The following is a 19,342-nucleotide window of genomic DNA, read 5'->3' as shown; positions in this document are numbered from 1 at the left end:
TGATCAAGAAAGTTACAGCAGAATGCCTTTGGCCTTGGCCCGCTCATGACACTGCACCAGCACCTCACGGCGCTCAGCGTTATCCATCAGGCTCCAGCGGGTGATTTCAGCGACCGAGCGTTGGCAGCCGATACAGATATCTTCATCGTCCAGCGCGCAGACATGCACGCAGGGCGAGGCGACGGGACGTTCCTGCGATTGCATCAGCCGTCCTGCTCCTGCAGATCACGGGCATAGCGCTGGGCGTTGTGCACGTAATGGGCGGCGCTGGCTTCGAGCATCTTTTTCTGTGGCTCGGTCAGTTCACGCACCACCTTGCCGGGCGAGCCCATCACCAGCGAACCATCAGGAATTTCTTTGCCTTCACCAATCAGGCTGTTGGCGCCGATGATGCAGTACTTGCCGATTTTCGCGCCATTGAGGATCACCGCATTGATGCCGATCAGGCTGTAATCGCCCACCGTGCAACCGTGCAACATGGCGTTGTGGCCAATGGTCACGCCGGTGCCGATATGCAGTGGAAAGCCCATATCGGTGTGCATCACGGTGCCGTCCTGCACATTGCTGTTCTCGCCGATATGAATCAGCTCGTTGTCGCCACGCAGCACGGCGTTGAACCACACGCTGGTACCCGGCTCCAGCTTGACCTTGCCAACCAGGGTGGCATTCGGTGCAACCCAGCTGTCGGCATGGGCCTCGACTTGGGACGAACCCAGGCGGTATTTCATGGATGCTTCCTCATAGGCTCAGGTGAGCTTGATAAAGTGCTCGGGCGGCTGGTGCATATCAATTTGCACATCGTCGAACGCCAGGTTGACCAACTCGACCAGCATGATCGCCGTCAGCCCCCAGATTTTATATTCGCCATAACGGTAACTCGGCACATACCAACTGCGCCCCAGGTAATCGATACGGTGGGTGGTTTCCCGCGGGTCGTCGCGAAAGAACGCCAGCGGCACGGCAAACACCGCCGCTATTTCACCGTCATTAGGCTTGTACTCGACAAAGTCCGGTACCAGCCCGACATAGGGCGTGACCTGAATACCGTGGCGCGACACCAGGGTGCTAAGCGGCCCGACCACCTCGACCAGGCCTGGCGGCAAGCCGATTTCCTCTTCCGCCTCACGCAGGGCGGTCTCGATCAGGTCGGCATCTTCCGGGTCACGCCGGCCACCGGGAAACGCCACTTCACCACCGTGGGTAGACAGACCGCTGGCACGCAAGGTCAGTACCACTTCCGGCTCGTCGCTGCGGGTGATGGGCACCAGCACTGCGGCCTCAGGGTAGCGCTTGTCGGTCTGCAGAATGTGCGGGCTATAGCCACGCATGCGATGGAGCAACTCATCCAGCATGGGGATTCTCAGTCTTTTATTCTGCGTTCGATCATGGCACGAAAGCAGCGCACGGCCCAAGCCCCGCGCCGCTGACTGCAATCATTCAGGCGCTCGATAGCCCGACCCACCAGGCCGCTTGCCGAGTAGCTGAAATGCGCGCCAAGATAGCTGACACGCAGCGAGGGTCTGGCATGAAGTTCTGTAGCAACTGTGGCGGCGCGATCAGCCATATCATCCCGCAGGGCGACAACCGCCTGCGCCACGTCTGCGCGCAGTGCCAGACCGTGCATTATCAAAACCCGCGCATCATCGCCGGCTGCCTGCCTGTGTGGGGCGAGCAGGTGCTGCTGTGCCGCCGTGCCATCGAGCCACGGCGTGGCTACTGGACCCTGCCGGCCGGCTTTATGGAGAACGGCGAAACCCTGGAGCAGGCCGCCGCCCGCGAAACCCATGAAGAGGCCTGCGCGCGGGTGCGCAGCCTGAGCCTCTATACCCTGTTCGACCTGCCGCACATCAATCAGGTGTATATGCTGTTTCGCGCCGAACTGGTCGACCTGGACTTTGCCCCCGGTGAAGAAAGCCTGGATGTGCAGCTATTTCACGAACAGGACATCCCCTGGTCAGAGCTGGCTTTCCCGACCATCGGGCGTACCTTAGAATGCTACTTCGCAGACCGCCGAGAGCAGCACTACCCGGTCCGCAACGAGCCGCTTGAAGCCTTGCGCGCACATTACAAGAAAGCCTTTTGATCCATGGGAATTACGATGCGCTGGTTGTTCGCCCTACTCTGCCTGACCGTTGCCCTGACTGGCCACGCCAACACCACGCCGACCCTTAACGGCAAGACCATCGACAAAGTGCTGGTGGTCAAATCCGAACGCAAGCTGCACCTGATCAGTCGCGGCGACACCCTCAAGTCCTACCGCATCTCCTTGGGTAAACAGCCTAAAGGAGCCAAGCAGCGCGAAGGCGACCTGCGCACCCCGGAAGGCTTCTATTGGATCGACTGGCGCAAGACCAGCGACAAGTACAACCTGTCCATGCACATCTCCTACCCCAACGCGCGCGACCAGGCGCAAGCCCGCAAGAGTGGCGTATCGGCAGGCGGCATGATCATGATTCACGGCACGCCGCTGGATGAGGAATACCCGGAGTGGATGTTCCACACCCTGGACTGGACCGAAGGCTGCATCGCCATGAAAAACACCGACATGCGCGAGGTCTGGGCAGTGGTCAAGGACGGCACCCTGATCGAAATCAGACCCTGATCAATAGACATAAAAAAGGCGCCTTCATGGCGCCTTTTTTATGAATTAGAACTGGATATCTGACAGTCGCCACACCTCAAAAGCCGGCGTCTCGTAGGGATGCTGCTTCTTCATGGCCTTGACGGCGTCATGGATCAGCTCATCAGCCACCACCATCTCGACTTTCCACTCCGCCACCTGTTCGACCTGCCCAGGCTGACCGAGAAATGGCTGGCTGCCTTCCAGAGCGCGGAACTGGCCCTGCCCCAGGGTTTGCCAACAACACTGATCATAATGACCAATACGTCCGCCACCGGCGCTGAATACCGCGTTTTTCACGGCATCCAGATGAGTTTCAGGCACATAAAAACACAGCTTGTACATCGAAGTCTCCGCCGGCAAGACTGATAAAAACAGTTCGATAATGATGCCACACAATAATGGCATTTTGCCTTATCGGGTATTCGCGCAGCCCATCACACTTGCACCCTATGACCGGATAATGTGCTGTGTGTTCAACGTATTAGCTTAATAAGCCCAGGCTACAGGCCACGCCAGAATCGCCGCCAGCGGGCCTTGAAGCCGCTTACCGGCTGGTTATGGCTACCATCACAGTAAGGTAGACGTTGCGAGCGAGCGCAACGGCAAAGCAGCAGAAACTGCTCACGCTCAGGTTGCAGTTCCAGCACATCAGGGCAGGCAGAAGCACAATCGGGAAGCTGGGACGAACGCCCGCAGCGGCACAGCAGCAAGGTATCGCCAGGTTTGACCTGGCGCACCTCAGGCAGAATCGGCGCAGGCTTACTCGACATAAGCCTGCGCCAACCGGATCAATCCACCCACACGCGAGCGTTGCGGAACATCCGCAGCCAGCCGGCATCTTCCTGCCAGTCATCTGGTTTCCAGGAGTTCTGCACGGCGCGGAATACCCGCTCCGGGTGCGGCATCATGATGGTCACGCGGCCGTCGCGGCTGGTCAGACCGGTGATCCCGCGCGGCGAGCCGTTGGGGTTGGCCGGGTAGGTTTCGGTGACCTTGCCGTGGTTGTCGATAAAGCGCATGGCCACGCAGCCGGACAGGTCGGCTTCGAGCAGGGCTTCCTCATTTTCGAACTCGGCATGACCTTCGCCGTGAGCGATGGCGATTGGCATACGCGAACCGGCCATACCACGCAGGAAGATCGACGCCGACTCCTGCACCTGGACCATGGCTACGCGCGCCTCGAACTGCTCGGAGCGGTTACGCACGAAGTGCGGCCAGAACTCAGTGCCAGGGATCAGCTCGTGCAGGTTGCTCATCATCTGGCAGCCGTTGCACACGCCGAGACTGAAGCTGTCCTTGCGCTCGAAGAACGCCTGGAAGCCATCGCGGGCACGGCTGTTGAACAGGATCGACTTGGCCCAGCCCTCACCGGCACCGAGCACATCGCCGTAGGAGAAGCCGCCGCAGGCAACCAGGCCCTTGAACTCGTCCAGGCTGACGCGACCGCTAAGGATGTCGCTCATGTGCACGTCGATCGCGTTGAAACCGGCGCGATCAAAGGCCGCAGCCATTTCTACCTGGCCGTTGACGCCCTGCTCACGAAGCACGGCAATCTGCGGACGTACACCCTTACGGATATACGGCGCGCTGATGTCCTGATTGACGTCGAAGCTGAGCTTGGCCGACAGGCCCGGATTGTCCTCGTCGAGGATGGTGTCGAACTCCTGCTCGGCGCACTGCACGTTGTCGCGCAGACGCTGAATCTGGTAGCTGGTTTGCGCCCACTGGCGCTGCAACAGGCGGCGCTGGCCGCCGAATACCGGCTGACCGTTGAAGCTGATCGCCACGTCATCGCTGTTGACCGGCTGACCGATCACCGCCACGCAGTCGCCCAGACCGGCGGCGCTGAACTGTGCCAGCACTTCCGGGGTGGCGTCCTGATGAACCTGGATCACCGCGCCAAGTTCTTCGTTGAACAGTACGGCGGCCAGCTCAGCGCTGTCATCGGCCAGTGCATCGAGGAACAGGTTCAAACCGCAGTGGCCGGCAAAGGCCATTTCCAGCGCGGTAACCAGCAGACCACCGTCGGAACGGTCGTGGTAGGACAAGATATGACCGTCGGCATTCAGGCCCTGGATTACCGCGAAGAAGGCTTTGAGGTCTTCGGCGTCATCCACATCCGGAGCCTGGGTGCCGAGCTTGCCGTAAACCTGGGTGAGGATCGAGGCACCCATACGGTTCTGCCCGCGGCCCAGGTCGATCAGGATCAGGTCGGTTTCGCCCTTGTCCATGCGCAGTTGCGGGGTCAGGGTCTTGCGGATATCGCTGACCGGAGCAAAGCCGGTCACCACCAGCGACAGCGGCGAGGTCACGCTCTTGTCCGTGCCCTCATCGCGCCACTGGGTTTTCATCGACATCGAGTCCTTGCCCACCGGAATGGTGACGCCCAGCTCCGGGCACAATTCCATGCCGACCGCTTTAACGGTGTCGTACAGACGGGCGTCTTCACCCGGGTGGCCGGCAGCGGCCATCCAGTTGGCGGACAGTTTGATATCAGACATCTTCTCGATGCGCGACGCGGCCAGGTTGGTCAGGGTTTCGCCAATCGCCATACGCCCGGACGCCGCAGCATCCAGCAGCGCCAGCGGCGTGCGCTCGCCCATGGCCATGGCTTCACCGGTGTAGACGTCGAAGCTGGTGGCGGTGACGGCGCAATCGGCCACCGGAACCTGCCACGGGCCAACCATCTGGTCGCGAGCAACCAGGCCGGTAATGGTGCGGTCGCCGATGGTGATCAGGAAGCTCTTGCTGGCCACGGCCGGGTGATGCAGCACGCGAGTAACGGCTTCGTCGATGGTCAGGGTGCTGGCATCGAAATCATCACCCAGCTCAGCTTCGCGGGCGGCCGAGCGGTGCATGCGCGGCGGCTTGCCGAGCAGCACTTCCAGCGGCATGTCCACCGGGGTGTTGGCGAAATGGCTGTCAGTCACGGTCAGGTGGGCTTCTTCAGTGGCCTCACCAACCACGGCAAACGGGCAACGCTCGCGTTCACAGATGGCCTTGAAACGCTCGAAATCGACGGCGCTAACGGCCAGTACGTAACGTTCCTGGGACTCGTTACTCCAGATCTCGTGCGGGGCCATGCCCGGCTCATCATTCGGCACGTTGCGCAGTTCGAAGCGGCCACCGCGGCCACCGTCATTGACCAGCTCGGGGAAGGCGTTGGAAATACCGCCCGCGCCAACGTCATGAATAAAGGCGATAGGGTTGTTGTCACCCAGCTGCCAGCAACGGTCGATGACTTCCTGGCAGCGGCGCTCCATTTCCGGGTTTTCGCGCTGTACCGAGGCGAAATCCAGATCAGCCGAGCTGGCACCGGTGGCGACCGACGACGCGGCGCCGCCGCCCAGGCCGATCAGCATGGCTGGACCGCCGAGCACGATCAGCTTGGCGCCCACGGTGATCTCGCCCTTCTGCACGTGATCTGCACGGATGTTGCCCATGCCGCCGGCGAGCATGATCGGTTTGTGATAACCACGCACCTCTTCACCCCGCGGGGTCTGGATCGCCTGTTCGAATGTACGGAAGTAGCCGGTCAGGGCCGGACGACCGAATTCGTTGTTGAACGCCGCGCCGCCCAGCGGGCCTTCGATCATGATGTCCAGCGCAGTAACGATGCGCTCAGGCTTGCCATAAGGCACTTCCCAAGGCTGCTCGAAACCGGGGATGTTCAGGTTGGAGACGGTGAAACCGGTGAGGCCAGCCTTCGGCTTGGCACCACGACCGGTGGCGCCTTCGTCGCGAATCTCGCCACCGGAACCGGTGGACGCGCCGGAGAACGGCGAGATGGCCGTCGGGTGGTTGTGGGTTTCCACCTTCATCAGGATATGCACGGGCTCCTGGGTCGCGCCGTACTGGCGAGTCTCAGGGTCCGGGAAGAAGCGTCCGGCCACACTGCCGACGATCACAGAAGCGTTGTCCTTATAAGCGGACAGCACGCCTTCGTTGTGCATCTGGTAGGTGTTCTTGATCATGCCGAACAGGGATTTTTCCTGGCTCTGGCCGTCGATATCCCAGCTGGCATTGAAGATCTTGTGACGGCAGTGCTCGGAGTTAGCCTGGGCGAACATCATCAGTTCGATATCGTGGGGGTTGCGCCCCAGACCATTGAAGCTGGTCACCAGGTAATCGATTTCGTCTTCGGCCAGGGCCAGGCCCAGTTCAACGTTGGCCTTCTCCAGCGCAGCGCGACCACCACCGAGGATGTCCACGGCAGTCAGCGGCTTGGGCTGAGCGTGGCTGAACAGTGCAGCGGCGCCTTCAAGGTTATCCAGCACCAGCTGGGTCATGCGGTCATGCAGTACGTCGGCAACCTGCTGCGCCTCGGCGGCATTCAGCTCGCCGCTGACGTAATACGCCAGGCCGCGCTCGATGCGCTGAATCTTCGCCAGGCCGCAGTTGCGAGCGATGTCGCTGGCCTTGCTCGACCACGGAGAGATGGTGCCAAAGCGCGGAATGGTCAGGAACAGGCGGCCGCTTGGCTCCTGCACCGGCACACTCGGGCCGTATTTCAGCAAACGGGCCAATACCTGCTCTTCGTCGGCATTCAGAACGCCGATAACCTCGGCGAAATGCGCGAACTCGGCATACAGGCCGGTGACCGCAGGAACCTTGCTGGTCAGTTGCTCAAGCAGTTTGCCGTGACGGAAAGCAGAAAGGGCGGGAGCGCCGCGCAGGATCAACATCGGGGACAGCCTCTGGGAAGGGGTGTACTTTGAGGCCGTGCATTCTAGCCTAAAGCGTTGCCAACGGCACCCGTGGCAGCACGCCAAGCGCAGCGACTGCGCTAGCAGAGAAGCCACCCGCTGTCGAGATATGGCGCGCCCCATGCTTTGCGTATACTGCGCCAATGTTTGCCCAATCTGCGTTCCGTGTGCGCTGCGCCTGCTGGCTGTCGGTGATCGGAATCCTCCTGCTGCTCGGCGGCTGTGCTGAAGAACCCAGCACACTCGAGCGCGTTCAGGCGGAGGGTGTACTGCGGGTGATCACCCGTAACAGCCCGGCCACCTATTTCCAGGACCGTAACGGCGAAACTGGCTTCGAATACGAGCTGGTGAAGCGCTTTGCCGACGACCTGGGCCTTGAGCTGAAAATCGAAACCGCCGACAACCTCGACGAGCTGTTCGCCAGCCTGAACAAGCCCAACGGCCCGGTATTGGCCGCCGCCGGCCTGGTAGAAAGCGACGGACGGCAGCAGCACGCACGCTTCTCCCTGCCCTACCTCGAAGTCACCCCCCAGGTGATCTACCGCAACGGCCAGCAACGCCCAACCCGCCCTGATGATCTGCTCGGCAAACGCATTCTGGTACTTAAAGGCAGCAGCCATGCCGAACAGCTGGCCGCGCTCAAACTGCAATTACCGGAACTGGCTTACGAAGAATCCGCTGCCGTTGAAGTGGTCGACCTGCTGCGCATGGTTGATGAAGGGCAGATTGACCTGACCCTGGTCGACTCCAACGAACTGGCGATGAATCAGGTGTACTTCTCCAACGTGCGCGTGGCCTTTGATCTGGGCGATGCGCAAAACCTGGCCTGGGCCACTGCCCCCGGTGAAGACCGCAGCCTGCTTGATGAGATGAATGCCTTTATCGAGCGCGCGCACCAGAACGGCAGCCTGCAGCGATTGAAAGATCGCTACTACGGCCATGTCGATGTACTCGGTTATGTCGGCGCCTACACCTTCGCCAAACACCTGCAGCAACGCCTGCCGCGCTACGAGAAGTACTTCCGCGAAGCCGCCCAGGCCAATCAGGTCGACTGGCGCCTGCTCGCCGCCATGGGTTATCAGGAGTCACTCTGGCAACCCACCGCCACCTCGAAAACCGGCGTGCGCGGGCTGATGATGCTGACCCTGCGCACCGCCCAGGCCATGGGGGTATCGGACCGCCTGAACCCCAAGCAGAGCATCGAAGGCGGCGCCAAATACATTGTCTACGTGAAGAACCAGCTGCCGGAGAGCATTCAGGAGCCGGATCGCACCTGGTTCGCCCTGGCCTCCTACAACATCGGCGGCGGCCATTTGGAAGATGCGCGCAAGCTCACCGAGGCCGAAGGCCTGGACCCGAATAAGTGGCTGGATGTGCAGAAGATTCTGCCGCGCCTGTCGCAGAAGCAGTGGTACAGCAAAACCCGTTATGGCTATGCCCGTGGCGGTGAGCCGGTGCACTTTGTGCGCAACATCCGCCGCTACTACGACATCCTCACCTGGGTAACCCAGCCGCAGCTGGAAGGCTCCCAGCTCGCGGAAAGCAATCAGCACCTGCCGGGCATCGACAAACGTCAGCCCAACGAGCAGACCCCGCCGCTTTAACAGAACCTGCTCAAAGGCTCGCGAGCTAGAGTCCTGCAAGGCGCTACGTAGTAACAGCCTCCGGCTGGTCAAAACGGCGAGGAAGCGGAGTTTACTGATGTAAATGAGCATTACCCGCTTCGCTCGCCCTTCGGGTCGCGCTAAAGCGCGTTAGCCGCAAGCGGCTTACCGAGCCTGGTTTAACGCCGCAGGGCCGACGCGCAGCAGACTTTGGATAGGTTCTAGCGCTGCTCGCGCCTGGCTTTGAAGAACGCACTCAGCACCGCCCCACACTCCTCCGCCAATACGCCGCCCTCAATCAGCACCCGGTGATTGAGAAACTCCTGGCTGAAAAACTGCCCACGACTCAACGCCACACCAGCTTTGGGTTCGGTAGCGCCATACACCACGCGCTGCACCCGCGCATGTACGATCAGCCCGGCACACATGCTGCACGGTTCCAGGGTGACATACAGGGTGCTGCCCGGCAGACGGTAGTTATCCACGGCCTGGGCGGCGGCGCGTATCGCCACCATCTCGGCATGGGCGCTGGGGTCATGGGTGGAGATCGGGCAGTTAAAGCCGCGCCCGACAATCTGGCCATCCTGCACCAGCACCGCGCCAACCGGCACTTCGCCCAAGGCTGCACCTTCGGCAGCCAGGGCCAGGGCCTCGCGCATAAAGTGCTGATCCTGGCTGCGATCAATGATCAGGGGTTGGCGCACGCTTAAACGACCTCGATTGATGCCATCAGACCGGTTTCCATATGGTCGATCACATGGCAGTGGAACATCCATACCCCGGGATTATCAGCGACCAGCGCGACGCGAGCACGCTCATTCTTGCCCAGCAGGTAGGTGTCGGTGAAATACGGGATGATCGACTTGCGGTCCGAGGCCAGCACCTTAAAGGTCATGCCATGCAGATGGATCGGGTGCTGATACTGGCTGAGGTTGCGCAGCTCGATGATATAACTCTTGCCCAGCTGCAGCCGAGCAATTGGCCGGTCGGCGCAGGTCTTGTCGTTGATATCCCAGGCCTGGCCATTGATCTGCCAGAAGCTGTGCGCCGCGCCCTGGTCCAGACCGACCGATACCGCACCAGCCCACTCGAAGTTGAATTTGACGGTTTCCGCATTGGCCAGATCAGGCTCGGCCACCGGGTTAGCTGGCAGCGCAGGCGGCCACTCACCCGCCCCCTCGGCATTGGGCCGCGCGCGCAAGGTCGCCAAGCGCAATGGCCCGTTACGCAACGACAGCTCATTGCCGGCCGCAGGCACCTTCAACCCAAGTTCGATACGCATACCTGGCCCCAGCCAGTACTCCTTACCCAGCGGCCTTGGCTCGACCGGATTGCCGTCCAGCGCATAGATACGTGCATCCGCGCCGGGCAGGTTAAGGCGATAGGTCAGGGTGTTATCCAGATTGATCAGGCGCAGACGCACCACCTGCCCGGCAGGCAAATCCAGGGTTGGCGCGTGCTTGCCATTGACCGTACTCAGTCGCCCAGGGGTGCCGCCACGCGCCGCCTCGCGCGGTACGCTGAAATCGGTAAAAGCGCCCTGCTCGTCGATATGCCAGCTTTTCAGGTTCAGCGTGTGATCGTGGATGAAACCCGTCGGCTCACGCTCTTCGACGATCAATGCACCGACCAGACCGCGCCCCAGCTGCTCGCCGCTGGCGACGTGCGGGTGATACCAGAAGCTGCCGGCGTCGGGGGTGATGAAGTTGTAGTCGAAGTATTCACCCGGCAGCACCGGCGCCTGCGACACATAAGGCACGCCGTCCATCGCCAACGGCAGACGGATGCCATGCCAGTGAATAGTGGTCGGCACGTCCAGCTGATTAATGAAGCGCACGCGCAAGCGCTCGCCCTGACGGCAACGCAGCTCAACCCCAGGCGCTTGCCCACCATAGGCCCAGGCCGAGGTGGTTTGGCCCGGCACCAGCTCGATATCCAACGGCGCGGCGATCAGCTCATAGTCGTGGGTCGCCACATTTTCCGGACGACCCAGCCAGTAGCGCACACCACCAGCACCAAGTCCGACGACGCCAAGCCCAGCCAGGCCGATCAGCATTTGTCTGCGGGAAAACAACATATCCACTCCAGGTTGCCTGGCTATATGCCATGGCGATGCATCGGAGGAAGAACTCACTCCCGATAGATGCAATAGTTTCTCATCTAACTAGCGTTCAAGACGAGCCTGAAATCGAGGCTGATTGCCGCACCGCTGGCATAGGGAATCAGGAAGCGTCCAACTTACCGCCGCCCTGACCGACCTGGCGCATCGCCTCGGTCAACTCGTCAGGCACCCCGCGAAGATTGAGGTCGTATTGGTTGTACGGGATGCTGATATTGGCCGCTGCAAGCGCTTGCAGCATGCTCACCATCAGCTCGCTGCGCGTAGTGGTCCAACGATCGTAGTCCTGCGCCCAGGCGCGCAAGCTGAAGTTCAGCGAGCTGTCACCATACTCCTGCAACAACACGACCGGCGCAGGTTCTGCGGCCACCCCAGGGACAGCGCGTGCCACGCTGGCCAGTAGCTCAATCACTTGGGCAGGGTCGCTGCCGTATGCGACGCCGATTGGCACTTCAATGCGCCGATTGCGGTCCTGCAGCGTCCAGTTGGTCAGGTTATTGGCAACCAGGGTGCCATTAGGCACCACGATGTCGGCGCCATCGAAGGTACGGATTTTGGTGGCGCGTAGGCCAATTTCGCGGACGCTGCCGCTGGCGCCGTTGATCTCGATAACGTCGCCAGGCTGAATCGGCCGCTCGAACATCAACACCAGCCCCGACACGAAGTTACTCACCAGCCCCTGCAAGCCAAAGCCAATACCCACACCCAGTGCGCCGAACAACAGCGTCAACTGACTGACCTTGAAACCCGCCGCCGACAACGCCAGCAAAAAGCCCAGCAACAGCAGCGCGTAATAGGTGAGCGAGGCGATGCTGTTGCCCACACCACGTGGCAAGCGACTATGCCCCTGCAACTGCTCGCGCAGTATCAACTTGGTCGCCCGCGCTGCGGCGATGGTTATCAGCACCGACAGGGCAAACACCAGTACATCACCAAGGCTGATGGACAACTCGCCGACCTCGACGTCATAGCCCAACACCTGACTGACGAACGCCTGCACCGGCAGCAACACGCGAAAGCGATCCATGCTGTACAGCAGCCAACTGACTGCCGCTGCCAGTAACAATGCGCGACGCAACCAACTCAACAATGCCTGGCCGTGTCGACGAAACAGCCATACCCGCTGCACAGCCGGCAACTCCATCAGCATCCGCAGCAGCGCATTGACTACAGTCATGCTGGCGTACAGCAGCAGGCCGATATAACCGCTGTCGATCACCCCGCTGGTGAGCGTCTGCGTCAGCAGCACGGCACCGGCAAAATTGGCCAGCAGTGAAGCCAGCAGCAGCCCACCGCCCAGCCAAACGATCCCACGCACCATCGAGCGCGCCCAGACGACACTGCGTTCGGCTCGCCGCAGCATCTGCCGCAGTAGCCAGAGCGTGAGTAGCAGCGCGACGACCGTCAGCCCGAGCTGAAACACGCGATAAAAGTCTTCACCGCCCCATAACAGCGCCCCCAGCCGGTCTGCCAGATACAAGCCAGCCGCCATTAGCGGCCAGCTGCCAAGCAGGTCATGGGCACGCTGCGGGAGCATGCGCAACGCAGGCACCACTGCCAGCAGCGTCAGCACCTCAAGCGCCAGCATGGGCGCATCCGACTCGAACACCTGCACGGCCATCACGGCCAGCAGCAACCAGGCGGACAACGGGCGCGCGGCCACCCGCTGGCTATCGTCATCACGGCTCGCATGAGGCGCCAAGCGCTGCTGGCGCGCCAGCCAGAGCAACACAAGCAACAGCAGCACCAGCAGCGCTTGCATCGTGTGCACCTTGATGGTGTTCACCGCGCTGTAGGCATTGGCAAAGCGGATTTCAATATCCAGCCCTGGCACCACGGAATCCGCATCGGCTTGCTGGTCGTCAGGCACGTGCAGCGCCTGCCACAGCGGTAACGCATCACGACTGAACAGACGTGCATCAACGCCACTGATTACCCTGTCCACCTCTTCGCGCCCAAGCTGAATGCTCGAGTTGATCGCATTGGCCCGTTGCCCCAACTCAATCAGCTGCTCCAGCGGAGCGGCAAGCACCTGCTCGGCCGCCTGCAGTTCGCTGATCATCAAGTCGATCTGCCGAGCCAGAGGCACGGGCATGCTGTCTGCCGGGGTCGCCGCGCGCGTGGCTTGCCAACGCGCACGGCGCAGCGACAGCTCGGCCGTGTCATCGGCATAAGGTTTGGTGACGGCGCGCATCTGCGCACGCCAGGCTTGAATACGATGCGCGTCGAAGCTCCAGTGGCGCGCCAGACTCTCCAGCCGCACAAAAGGCAGCTGGCGCAGCTCATCCACGCTGAAGGTCTGCAATTTCTCATCGACGGGGCGCGCAATGTCATCGAGCAGAGCGCCAAGCGCGGCAGCCGGATCAGCACTCGCTGCCCGGCGTTTGGCGCGGTCCGCAAGACGCTGGTCATCATCCGCGCGCAGCAGAATGTCGCTCAGGGCAATCGCCGCAGCAGCCGTGGCAGTTGGGGCAGCAGGAGCAGGCTCGTCTTGCCCCCAGGCAGGGCTGACGGCCAGCAGCAGAGCGCTCAGGGCCAGCCCCAGCAGATGGCCAAGTGAGCCGCCCCCGCTTGCAGCACAACACCGCGCCATGCTCGCCAAGGCAAATAATGCGGTCATCGCTGATCTCCCTGCATAAATGGCCGAACACCTGGATTCTGGTTCAATCCGCAGCCCGAGCATAGCCACGATAAGCGCTGCAGGTCTCGCCAGCCTGCGGCTGACTGAATAAAAACAACCGCTGCCTCTAAGCCAATAGAGAACAGCGGCTGTCCGATACCCACGCCTAGGGGCTAACAAAAAGGGGCCCGTAGGCCCCTTCTGGTTACTCCCACTCGATGGTGGCAGGCGGCTTGCTCGACACGTCATAGGTGACGCGGGAGATGCCTTCGATTTCGTTGATGATGCGGCCGCTGACGGTTTCCAGCAGTTCGTAAGGCAGGTGCGCCCAACGTGCGGTCATAAAGTCGATGGTTTCCACCGCGCGCAGGGCGACGACCCAGGCGTAACGGCGACCATCGCCAACCACACCCACGGATTTCACCGGCTGGAACACCACGAAGGCCTGGCTGACCTTGTGGTACCAGTCGGCCTTGCGCAGCTCTTCGATAAAGATATGGTCGGCGCGGCGCAGCAGGTCGGCGTATTCCTTCTTCACTTCACCGAGGATGCGCACGCCCAGACCTGGGCCTGGGAATGGGTGACGATAAACCATGTCGTACGGCAGGCCGAGCTCGAGACCCAGGCGGCGCACTTCGTCCTTGAACAGTTCGCGCAGCGGCTCGACCAGTTTCAGGTTCATTTCTTCCGGCAGGCCGCCGACGTTGTGGTGCGACTTGATCACGTGGGCCTTGCCGCTTTTCGCGCCAGCCGACTCGATCACGTCCGGGTAGATGGTGCCCTGGGCGAGGAACTTGATGTTGTCCAGCTTGCAGGACTCGGCATCGAACACGTCGATAAAGGTGCGGCCGATGATCTTGCGCTTCTTCTCTGGATCCGCTTCGCCGGCCAGGTTGTTGAGGAACTGCTCTTCGGCGTTGGCGCGGATCACTTTGACGCCCATGTTCTCGGCGAACATGGCCATCACTTGCTCGCCTTCGTGCAGACGCAGCAGGCCGTTGTCGACAAATACACAGGTCAGCTGATCGCCGATGGCTTTGTGCAGCAGCGCCGCAACAACCGAGGAATCCACACCGCCGGACAGGCCGAGCAATACGTTGGCGCTGCCAACCTGGGCGCGCACGTTGGCGATGGCGTCGTCAACGATATTGGAGGCGGTCCACAGCGCTTCACAGCCGCAGATGTCCAGGATAAAGCGCGAGAGGATGCGACCGCCCTGCTTGGTGTGGGTCACTTCCGGGTGGAACTGCACGCCGTAGTAGCCGCGACTGTCGTCGGCCATGGCGGCGATCGGGCAGCTCGGGGTGCTGGCGAGAATATGGAAGCCAGCCGGCATGGCGGTGACTTTGTCGCCGTGGCTCATCCAGACGTCAAGGCCGAATACGCCGTCGTCATCAACGTGGTCTTCGATACCGTTGAGCAGGCGGGCCTTGCCGACGATATCGACGCGGGCATAACCGAACTCACGCAGCTCGGAACCTTCAACCTTGCCACCCAGCTGCTCGGCCATGGTCTGCATGCCGTAGCAGATGCCGAAAACCGGTACGCCGAGGTCGAACACGGCTTTCGGCGCACGCGGGCTGCCGGCTTCATGCACCGACTCCGGGCCACCGGCGAGGATGATTCCGCGCGGGGCGAAGGCACGGATGTCATCGTCGCTCATGTCGAACGGGTGCAGCTCGCAATACACACCGATCTCGCGAACGCGGCGGGCGATCAGCTGGGTGTACTGGGAGCCGAAATCCAGAATCAGGATGCGGTGAGCGTGGATGTCTTGATGAGCCATGGCCGTCTCTCGTAGCGGAATTCACAAATGACTCGGGGCTGCCCTGTAAAACAACAGCGACAGCCCCGGGCTTTATATCAACTGATCAACAATTAACCCACGCGGTAGTTCGGGGCTTCTTTGGTGATCTGTACGTCGTGTACATGGGACTCGGCCATGCCAGCGCCGGTGATGCGCACAAACTCAGGCTTGCTGCGCATCTCTTCGACCGTCGCACAACCGGTGTAGCCCATGGAGGCACGCAGGCCGCCCATCAGCTGGTGAACGATGGCTGCCATTGCGCCCTTGTATGGCACGCGGCCTTCGATACCTTCCGGCACCAGCTTCTCGGCACCGGCCGAGGAGTCCTGGAAGTAACGATCCGAAGAGCCCTGCGCCTGAGCCATGGCGCCCAGCGAGCCCATACCGCGGTAAGCCTTGTAGGAGCGGCCCTGGAACAGCTCGACTTCGCCCGGTGCTTCTTCAGTACCGGCGAGCATCGAACCGATCATCACGCAGGACGCGCCGGCGACGATGGCCTTGGACAGGTCACCGGAGAAACGGATACCGCCATCGGCGATCAACGGCACACCGGTGCCAGCCAGTGCGGCGGCAACGTTAGCCACGGCGGAGATCTGCGGTACGCCAACACCGGCAACGATGCGCGTGGTGCAGATCGAGCCTGGGCCGATACCGACCTTGACCGCATCGGCGCCAGCTTCGGCCAGAGCCTTGGCGGCTTCGCCGGTGGCGATGTTGCCACCGATCACCTGCACGTCCGGGAAGTTCTGCTTGACCCAACGCACGCGGTCGATCACGCCTTTGGAGTGACCGTGTGCGGTGTCGACGATGATCACGTCAACACCGGCGTTAGCCAGTGCAGCGACGCGGTCAGCAGTATCGGCACCGGTGCCGACAGCAGCGCCGACGCGCAGACGGCCTTGATCGTCCTTGCTGGCCAGCGGGTAGGCCTTGGCTTTTTCGATGTCCTTGACGGTCATCATGCCCTTCAGGTGGAAGGCACCATCGACGATCAGAACTTTTTCGATGCGGTGCTTGTGCAGCAGCTCGCGCACCAGGTCTTTGTCGGCGCCTTCCGGGACGGTGACCAGACGCTCTTTTGGCGTCATCACTTCACGCACGGTGGCGTCCAGGCGGTTCTCGAAACGCACATCGCGGGAGGTGACGATGCCGACCAGGTCGCCATCGCTCAGCACCGGTACGCCGGAGATGTTGTGCATGCGGGTCAGTTCGAACAGATCACGTACGGTGGCGTCGGCTTCGATGGTGATCGGGTCCTTGACCACGCCCGCCTCGTAGCGTTTGACCTTGCGTACTTCGGCAGCTTGCTGCTCGACGGTCATGTTCTTGTGGATGATGCCGATGCCGCCTTCCTGAGCCATGGCAATCGCCAGACGGGCTTCAGTCACGGTATCCATGGCAGCAGAGAGCAACGGAATATTCAGTTCAATGCCACGGGTCAGACGCGTTTTGAGGCTGACATCCTTCGGCAGAACTTCGGAATAACCTGGAATAAGTAGAACGTCGTCGAAGGTAAGAGCTTCTTGACTGATACGCAGCATGGCGGGGGCTCCCGGACGGGAAAATTGGAAGCGCGCCATTATACTCAGACGCCCCCCTGCACTCAACGCAAACAACAACATAACTGCGCGGAGCTTATGCGGCGCTATCCAGAAGCGGGATGAGAACAATACAATAATGATTCTCAAAAACACCCGCACCTGAGTAGCACATGCCCACCAACCGCCTCTCCCCTGTCCAGTCTGCCTGGCATCTCACCCTTCTCGCCCTGGCCTTGATGCCTGCCGCCAGCAGCCTCGCGGCCGAAACTGCCAGCCCACTTGAGCTGCCAAGCCAGGCCGTCACCGCCACCCGTGAAGACCAAACCGGCTACAGCGCCAGCACAGCCAGCACCGCGAGCAAAAGCGCCGTGCCGATCATGCAAGAGGCCCAGGCGGTGCAGGTGGTCACCGAACAGGTGATCGAGGACTATCAGGTGCAATCGCTGGACGACGCGATGAAGTTCGTCAGCGGCATGACTCAGAGCAACACCCTGGCCGGCACCCAGGACGGCTTCGTCAAACGGGGTTTCGGCACCAACGCCGACGGCTCGATTCTGCGTGACGGCATCCGCTCCAGCCTGTCGCGCAACTTCAGCGCCACCACCGAGCGGGTGGAAGTGCTCAAAGGCCCGGCCTCTCTGCTGTATGGCGCACTGGAGCCCGGCGGGCTGATCAACGTGATCAGCAAGCAGCCCGAATACCAGCGGCGCACGCAGATCAGCGGTGAAACCAGCAGCGAGGGCGACGGCAACATCATGCTCGACACCACCGGCCCGTTGGGCGACAGCGGCTTCGCCTACCGCCTGATTGCCGAACGGCAGCACGGGGACTACTGGCGCAACTTCGGCGCGGACAACCACACACTGGTAGCCCCGTCCCTCAGCTGGAGCGGTGATGACCTGCGTATCAGTCTGGCCTACGAGCATAAGGAATACTCGACCCCGGTGGATCGCGGCACGGTGATCATCAACGGCAAACCGGCGAACACTAAGTACAACGCGCGCTTTAACGAGCGCTGGGCTAAAGCCGAAGGCACCGATGAGCTGTTTACCGCCAAAGCCGAGTACCAACTCAACCCGGACTGGCTAAGCCGCCTGACCTACGGTTGGAACAACGAGCGCTACGACTATGCCGAAGCGCGGCCTGACACCCGCGCGGGCAGCCTGAACCCGGCCACTGGCGCATTGCGCCGTGTTGCCGATGGCAGCGAACACGACAACCAGACCCAGTACCTGGCCTGGGACTGGATCGGCAACGCCAGCGTGTTCGGCCAACGTCATGACCTGTTGCTGGGCATCGACACTGAGCAGGTCGACAATTTCCGTGGCGACACCTATCGCGGCTTGGCCGTCGGTGGCTTCAATATTTTTCGCCCGGTCTACGGCAACCTCGCCGAACCTTCGCTGCTTAGCACCGTGCAAAGCGACAGAAGCGACAAACTCCATTCGCGCTCGCTGTATGTGAAGGACAATTGGCACCTTAACGAGCAATGGATTCTCGTAGCAGGCGGCCGTTACCAGCACTTTGAGCAATTGGTCGAACAAGGGCGTGGCAGCGACTACAAGAAAACCACCGACCGCCAGGACAACAGCTTTCTGCCGTTTGCCGGCCTGGTCTACCAGCTCAATCAGCAGGTCTCGTTGTACGGCAACTACAGCCGCTCGTTTGTGCCCAATGCCTCCGATGCCGACACCGGCCTGGCGTTCGACCCTGAAGAGGGCCGCAGCTATGAAGTGGGTATCAAGCTCGACCTAGGCAACGCCCTCACGGCCAGCGCCGCAGTGTTCGATATCGAGAAAAAGAACGTCGTGGTCAGCAACAATGGCACCTCGCAAGCGGCCGGCAAGGTCGGCTCGCAGGGTGTGGAAATCGATATCAGCGGGCGTATTGCCGAGCGCTGGGAGCTGCTCGGCACCTATGCCTACACCGATACGGAAATCATCGACGACCCAGCCAACCAGGGCAATGAACTGGTGAATGCCGCGCAGAATATCGCCAGCCTGTACCTGACTCACCACCTGGCGCTGCCCAGCGACGCCGGACAATGGCGGATTGGCGGCGGCGCGCGCTATGTCGGCGAACGTGCAGGCGATAACGCCAACAGCTTCTGGCTGGACAGCTACACCGTGGCCGATGCATTTGTCAGCTGGGAAAGCCAGCTACTGGGCGACAAGACCCGCCTGCAGCTGAACGCGCGCAACCTGTTCAACCAGGAGTACTACCCCTCCAGCGGCGGCAACCTGCGCGTCGCGGTCGGCGAACCGCGCGAACTTCGCCTATCGGCCAGCGTCGATTTCTAACTATTTAGATCGGTTCAAGGAC

15 protein-coding genes are annotated in these 19,342 nt (G+C 61.4%); 4 read left to right on the top strand and 11 right to left on the bottom strand.

What is annotated here, in order from left to right; all coding sequences use genetic code 11:
* Positions 1-12: 12 nt before the first annotated feature.
* From Q8O69_RS06985 to Q8O69_RS06975, 3 genes are read right to left on the bottom strand one after another with little or no spacing between them, the layout of a single operon-like run.
* Complete coding sequence (locus Q8O69_RS06985) at positions 13-204, bottom strand: DUF1289 domain-containing protein (protein ID WP_305590735.1); 192 nt, start codon at positions 202-204, stop codon at positions 13-15.
* Positions 204-728 carry a gamma carbonic anhydrase family protein gene (locus tag Q8O69_RS06980; RefSeq protein ID WP_305590733.1) on the bottom strand — a complete coding sequence of 175 codons (525 nt, stop codon included), beginning with the start codon at positions 726-728 and terminating at the stop codon, positions 204-206. Before Q8O69_RS06980 ends, Q8O69_RS06985 begins: the two co-directional genes overlap by 1 nt.
* 18 nt (positions 729-746) lie before the next feature.
* Entirely contained in the window at positions 747-1,352 is a 606-nt protein-coding gene (locus Q8O69_RS06975) for a CoA pyrophosphatase (RefSeq protein WP_275961050.1), read from the bottom strand.
* Between the two features lie 173 nt (positions 1,353-1,525).
* Between Q8O69_RS06975 and Q8O69_RS06970 the strand changes: the two genes are divergently transcribed.
* On the top strand, positions 1,526-2,083 hold the full coding sequence (locus Q8O69_RS06970; RefSeq protein ID WP_305590730.1) for an NUDIX hydrolase: 558 nt from the start codon (positions 1,526-1,528) through the stop codon (positions 2,081-2,083).
* Between the two features lie 15 nt (positions 2,084-2,098).
* Entirely contained in the window at positions 2,099-2,602 is a 504-nt protein-coding gene (locus Q8O69_RS06965) for a murein L,D-transpeptidase family protein (protein WP_305590728.1), read from the top strand.
* A 45-nt stretch (positions 2,603-2,647) separates the two neighbouring features.
* On the opposite strand, the gene Q8O69_RS06960 is transcribed toward Q8O69_RS06965, so the two are convergent.
* The 3 genes from Q8O69_RS06960 to purL form a co-directional block, all read right to left on the bottom strand.
* The gene (locus tag Q8O69_RS06960) at positions 2,648-2,965 is read right to left on the bottom strand and encodes a YqfO family protein (protein ID WP_090248588.1); all 318 of its coding nucleotides are present in this window, start codon (positions 2,963-2,965) and stop codon (positions 2,648-2,650) included.
* 158 nt (positions 2,966-3,123) lie between these two features.
* On the bottom strand, positions 3,124-3,393 hold the full coding sequence (locus Q8O69_RS06955) for a CDGSH iron-sulfur domain-containing protein (protein WP_305590725.1): 270 nt from the start codon (positions 3,391-3,393) through the stop codon (positions 3,124-3,126).
* A gap of 18 nt (positions 3,394-3,411) precedes the next feature.
* Positions 3,412-7,308, bottom strand: coding sequence for a phosphoribosylformylglycinamidine synthase (gene purL, locus Q8O69_RS06950; RefSeq protein WP_305590723.1), 3,897 nt, complete (start codon positions 7,306-7,308; stop codon positions 3,412-3,414).
* Between the two features lie 164 nt (positions 7,309-7,472).
* Between purL and mltF the strand changes: the two genes are divergently transcribed.
* Positions 7,473-8,933, top strand: a complete 1,461-nt coding sequence (gene mltF, locus Q8O69_RS06945; RefSeq protein WP_305590722.1) for a membrane-bound lytic murein transglycosylase MltF — start codon at positions 7,473-7,475, stop codon at positions 8,931-8,933.
* A 221-nt stretch (positions 8,934-9,154) separates the two neighbouring features.
* On the opposite strand, the gene tadA is transcribed toward mltF, so the two are convergent.
* The 5 genes from tadA to guaB all read right to left on the bottom strand — a co-directional run bounded on the left by tadA (position 9,155) and on the right by guaB (position 17,020).
* Entirely contained in the window at positions 9,155-9,637 is a 483-nt protein-coding gene (gene tadA / locus Q8O69_RS06940) for a tRNA adenosine(34) deaminase TadA (RefSeq protein ID WP_305590720.1), read from the bottom strand.
* A gap of 2 nt (positions 9,638-9,639) precedes the next feature.
* On the bottom strand, positions 9,640-11,010 hold the full coding sequence (locus Q8O69_RS06935; protein ID WP_305590718.1) for a multicopper oxidase family protein: 1,371 nt from the start codon (positions 11,008-11,010) through the stop codon (positions 9,640-9,642).
* A gap of 145 nt (positions 11,011-11,155) precedes the next feature.
* On the bottom strand, positions 11,156-13,672 hold the full coding sequence (locus tag Q8O69_RS06930; protein ID WP_305590716.1) for a mechanosensitive ion channel family protein: 2,517 nt from the start codon (positions 13,670-13,672) through the stop codon (positions 11,156-11,158).
* A 205-nt stretch (positions 13,673-13,877) separates the two neighbouring features.
* Positions 13,878-15,458 (bottom strand): glutamine-hydrolyzing GMP synthase, encoded by a 1,581-nt coding sequence (gene guaA / locus Q8O69_RS06925; RefSeq protein ID WP_305590714.1) that lies wholly within the window; start codon positions 15,456-15,458, stop codon positions 13,878-13,880.
* A 92-nt stretch (positions 15,459-15,550) separates the two neighbouring features.
* Positions 15,551-17,020, bottom strand: a complete 1,470-nt coding sequence (gene guaB / locus Q8O69_RS06920; protein WP_305590712.1) for an IMP dehydrogenase — start codon at positions 17,018-17,020, stop codon at positions 15,551-15,553.
* A 170-nt stretch (positions 17,021-17,190) separates the two neighbouring features.
* Here guaB and Q8O69_RS06915 point away from each other — a divergent pair, with 170 nt between their 5' ends.
* Positions 17,191-19,320 (top strand): TonB-dependent siderophore receptor, encoded by a 2,130-nt coding sequence (locus Q8O69_RS06915; protein ID WP_305590710.1) that lies wholly within the window; start codon positions 17,191-17,193, stop codon positions 19,318-19,320.
* Positions 19,321-19,342 lie beyond the last annotated feature (22 nt).

It is taken from the genome of Pseudomonas sp. (assembly GCF_030690725.1).
Classification (GTDB): Bacteria; Pseudomonadota; Gammaproteobacteria; order Pseudomonadales; family Pseudomonadaceae; genus Aquipseudomonas.
The sequence above is the reverse complement of the archived record's forward strand: the minus strand, read 5'-3'. Positions and strand labels throughout refer to the sequence as shown.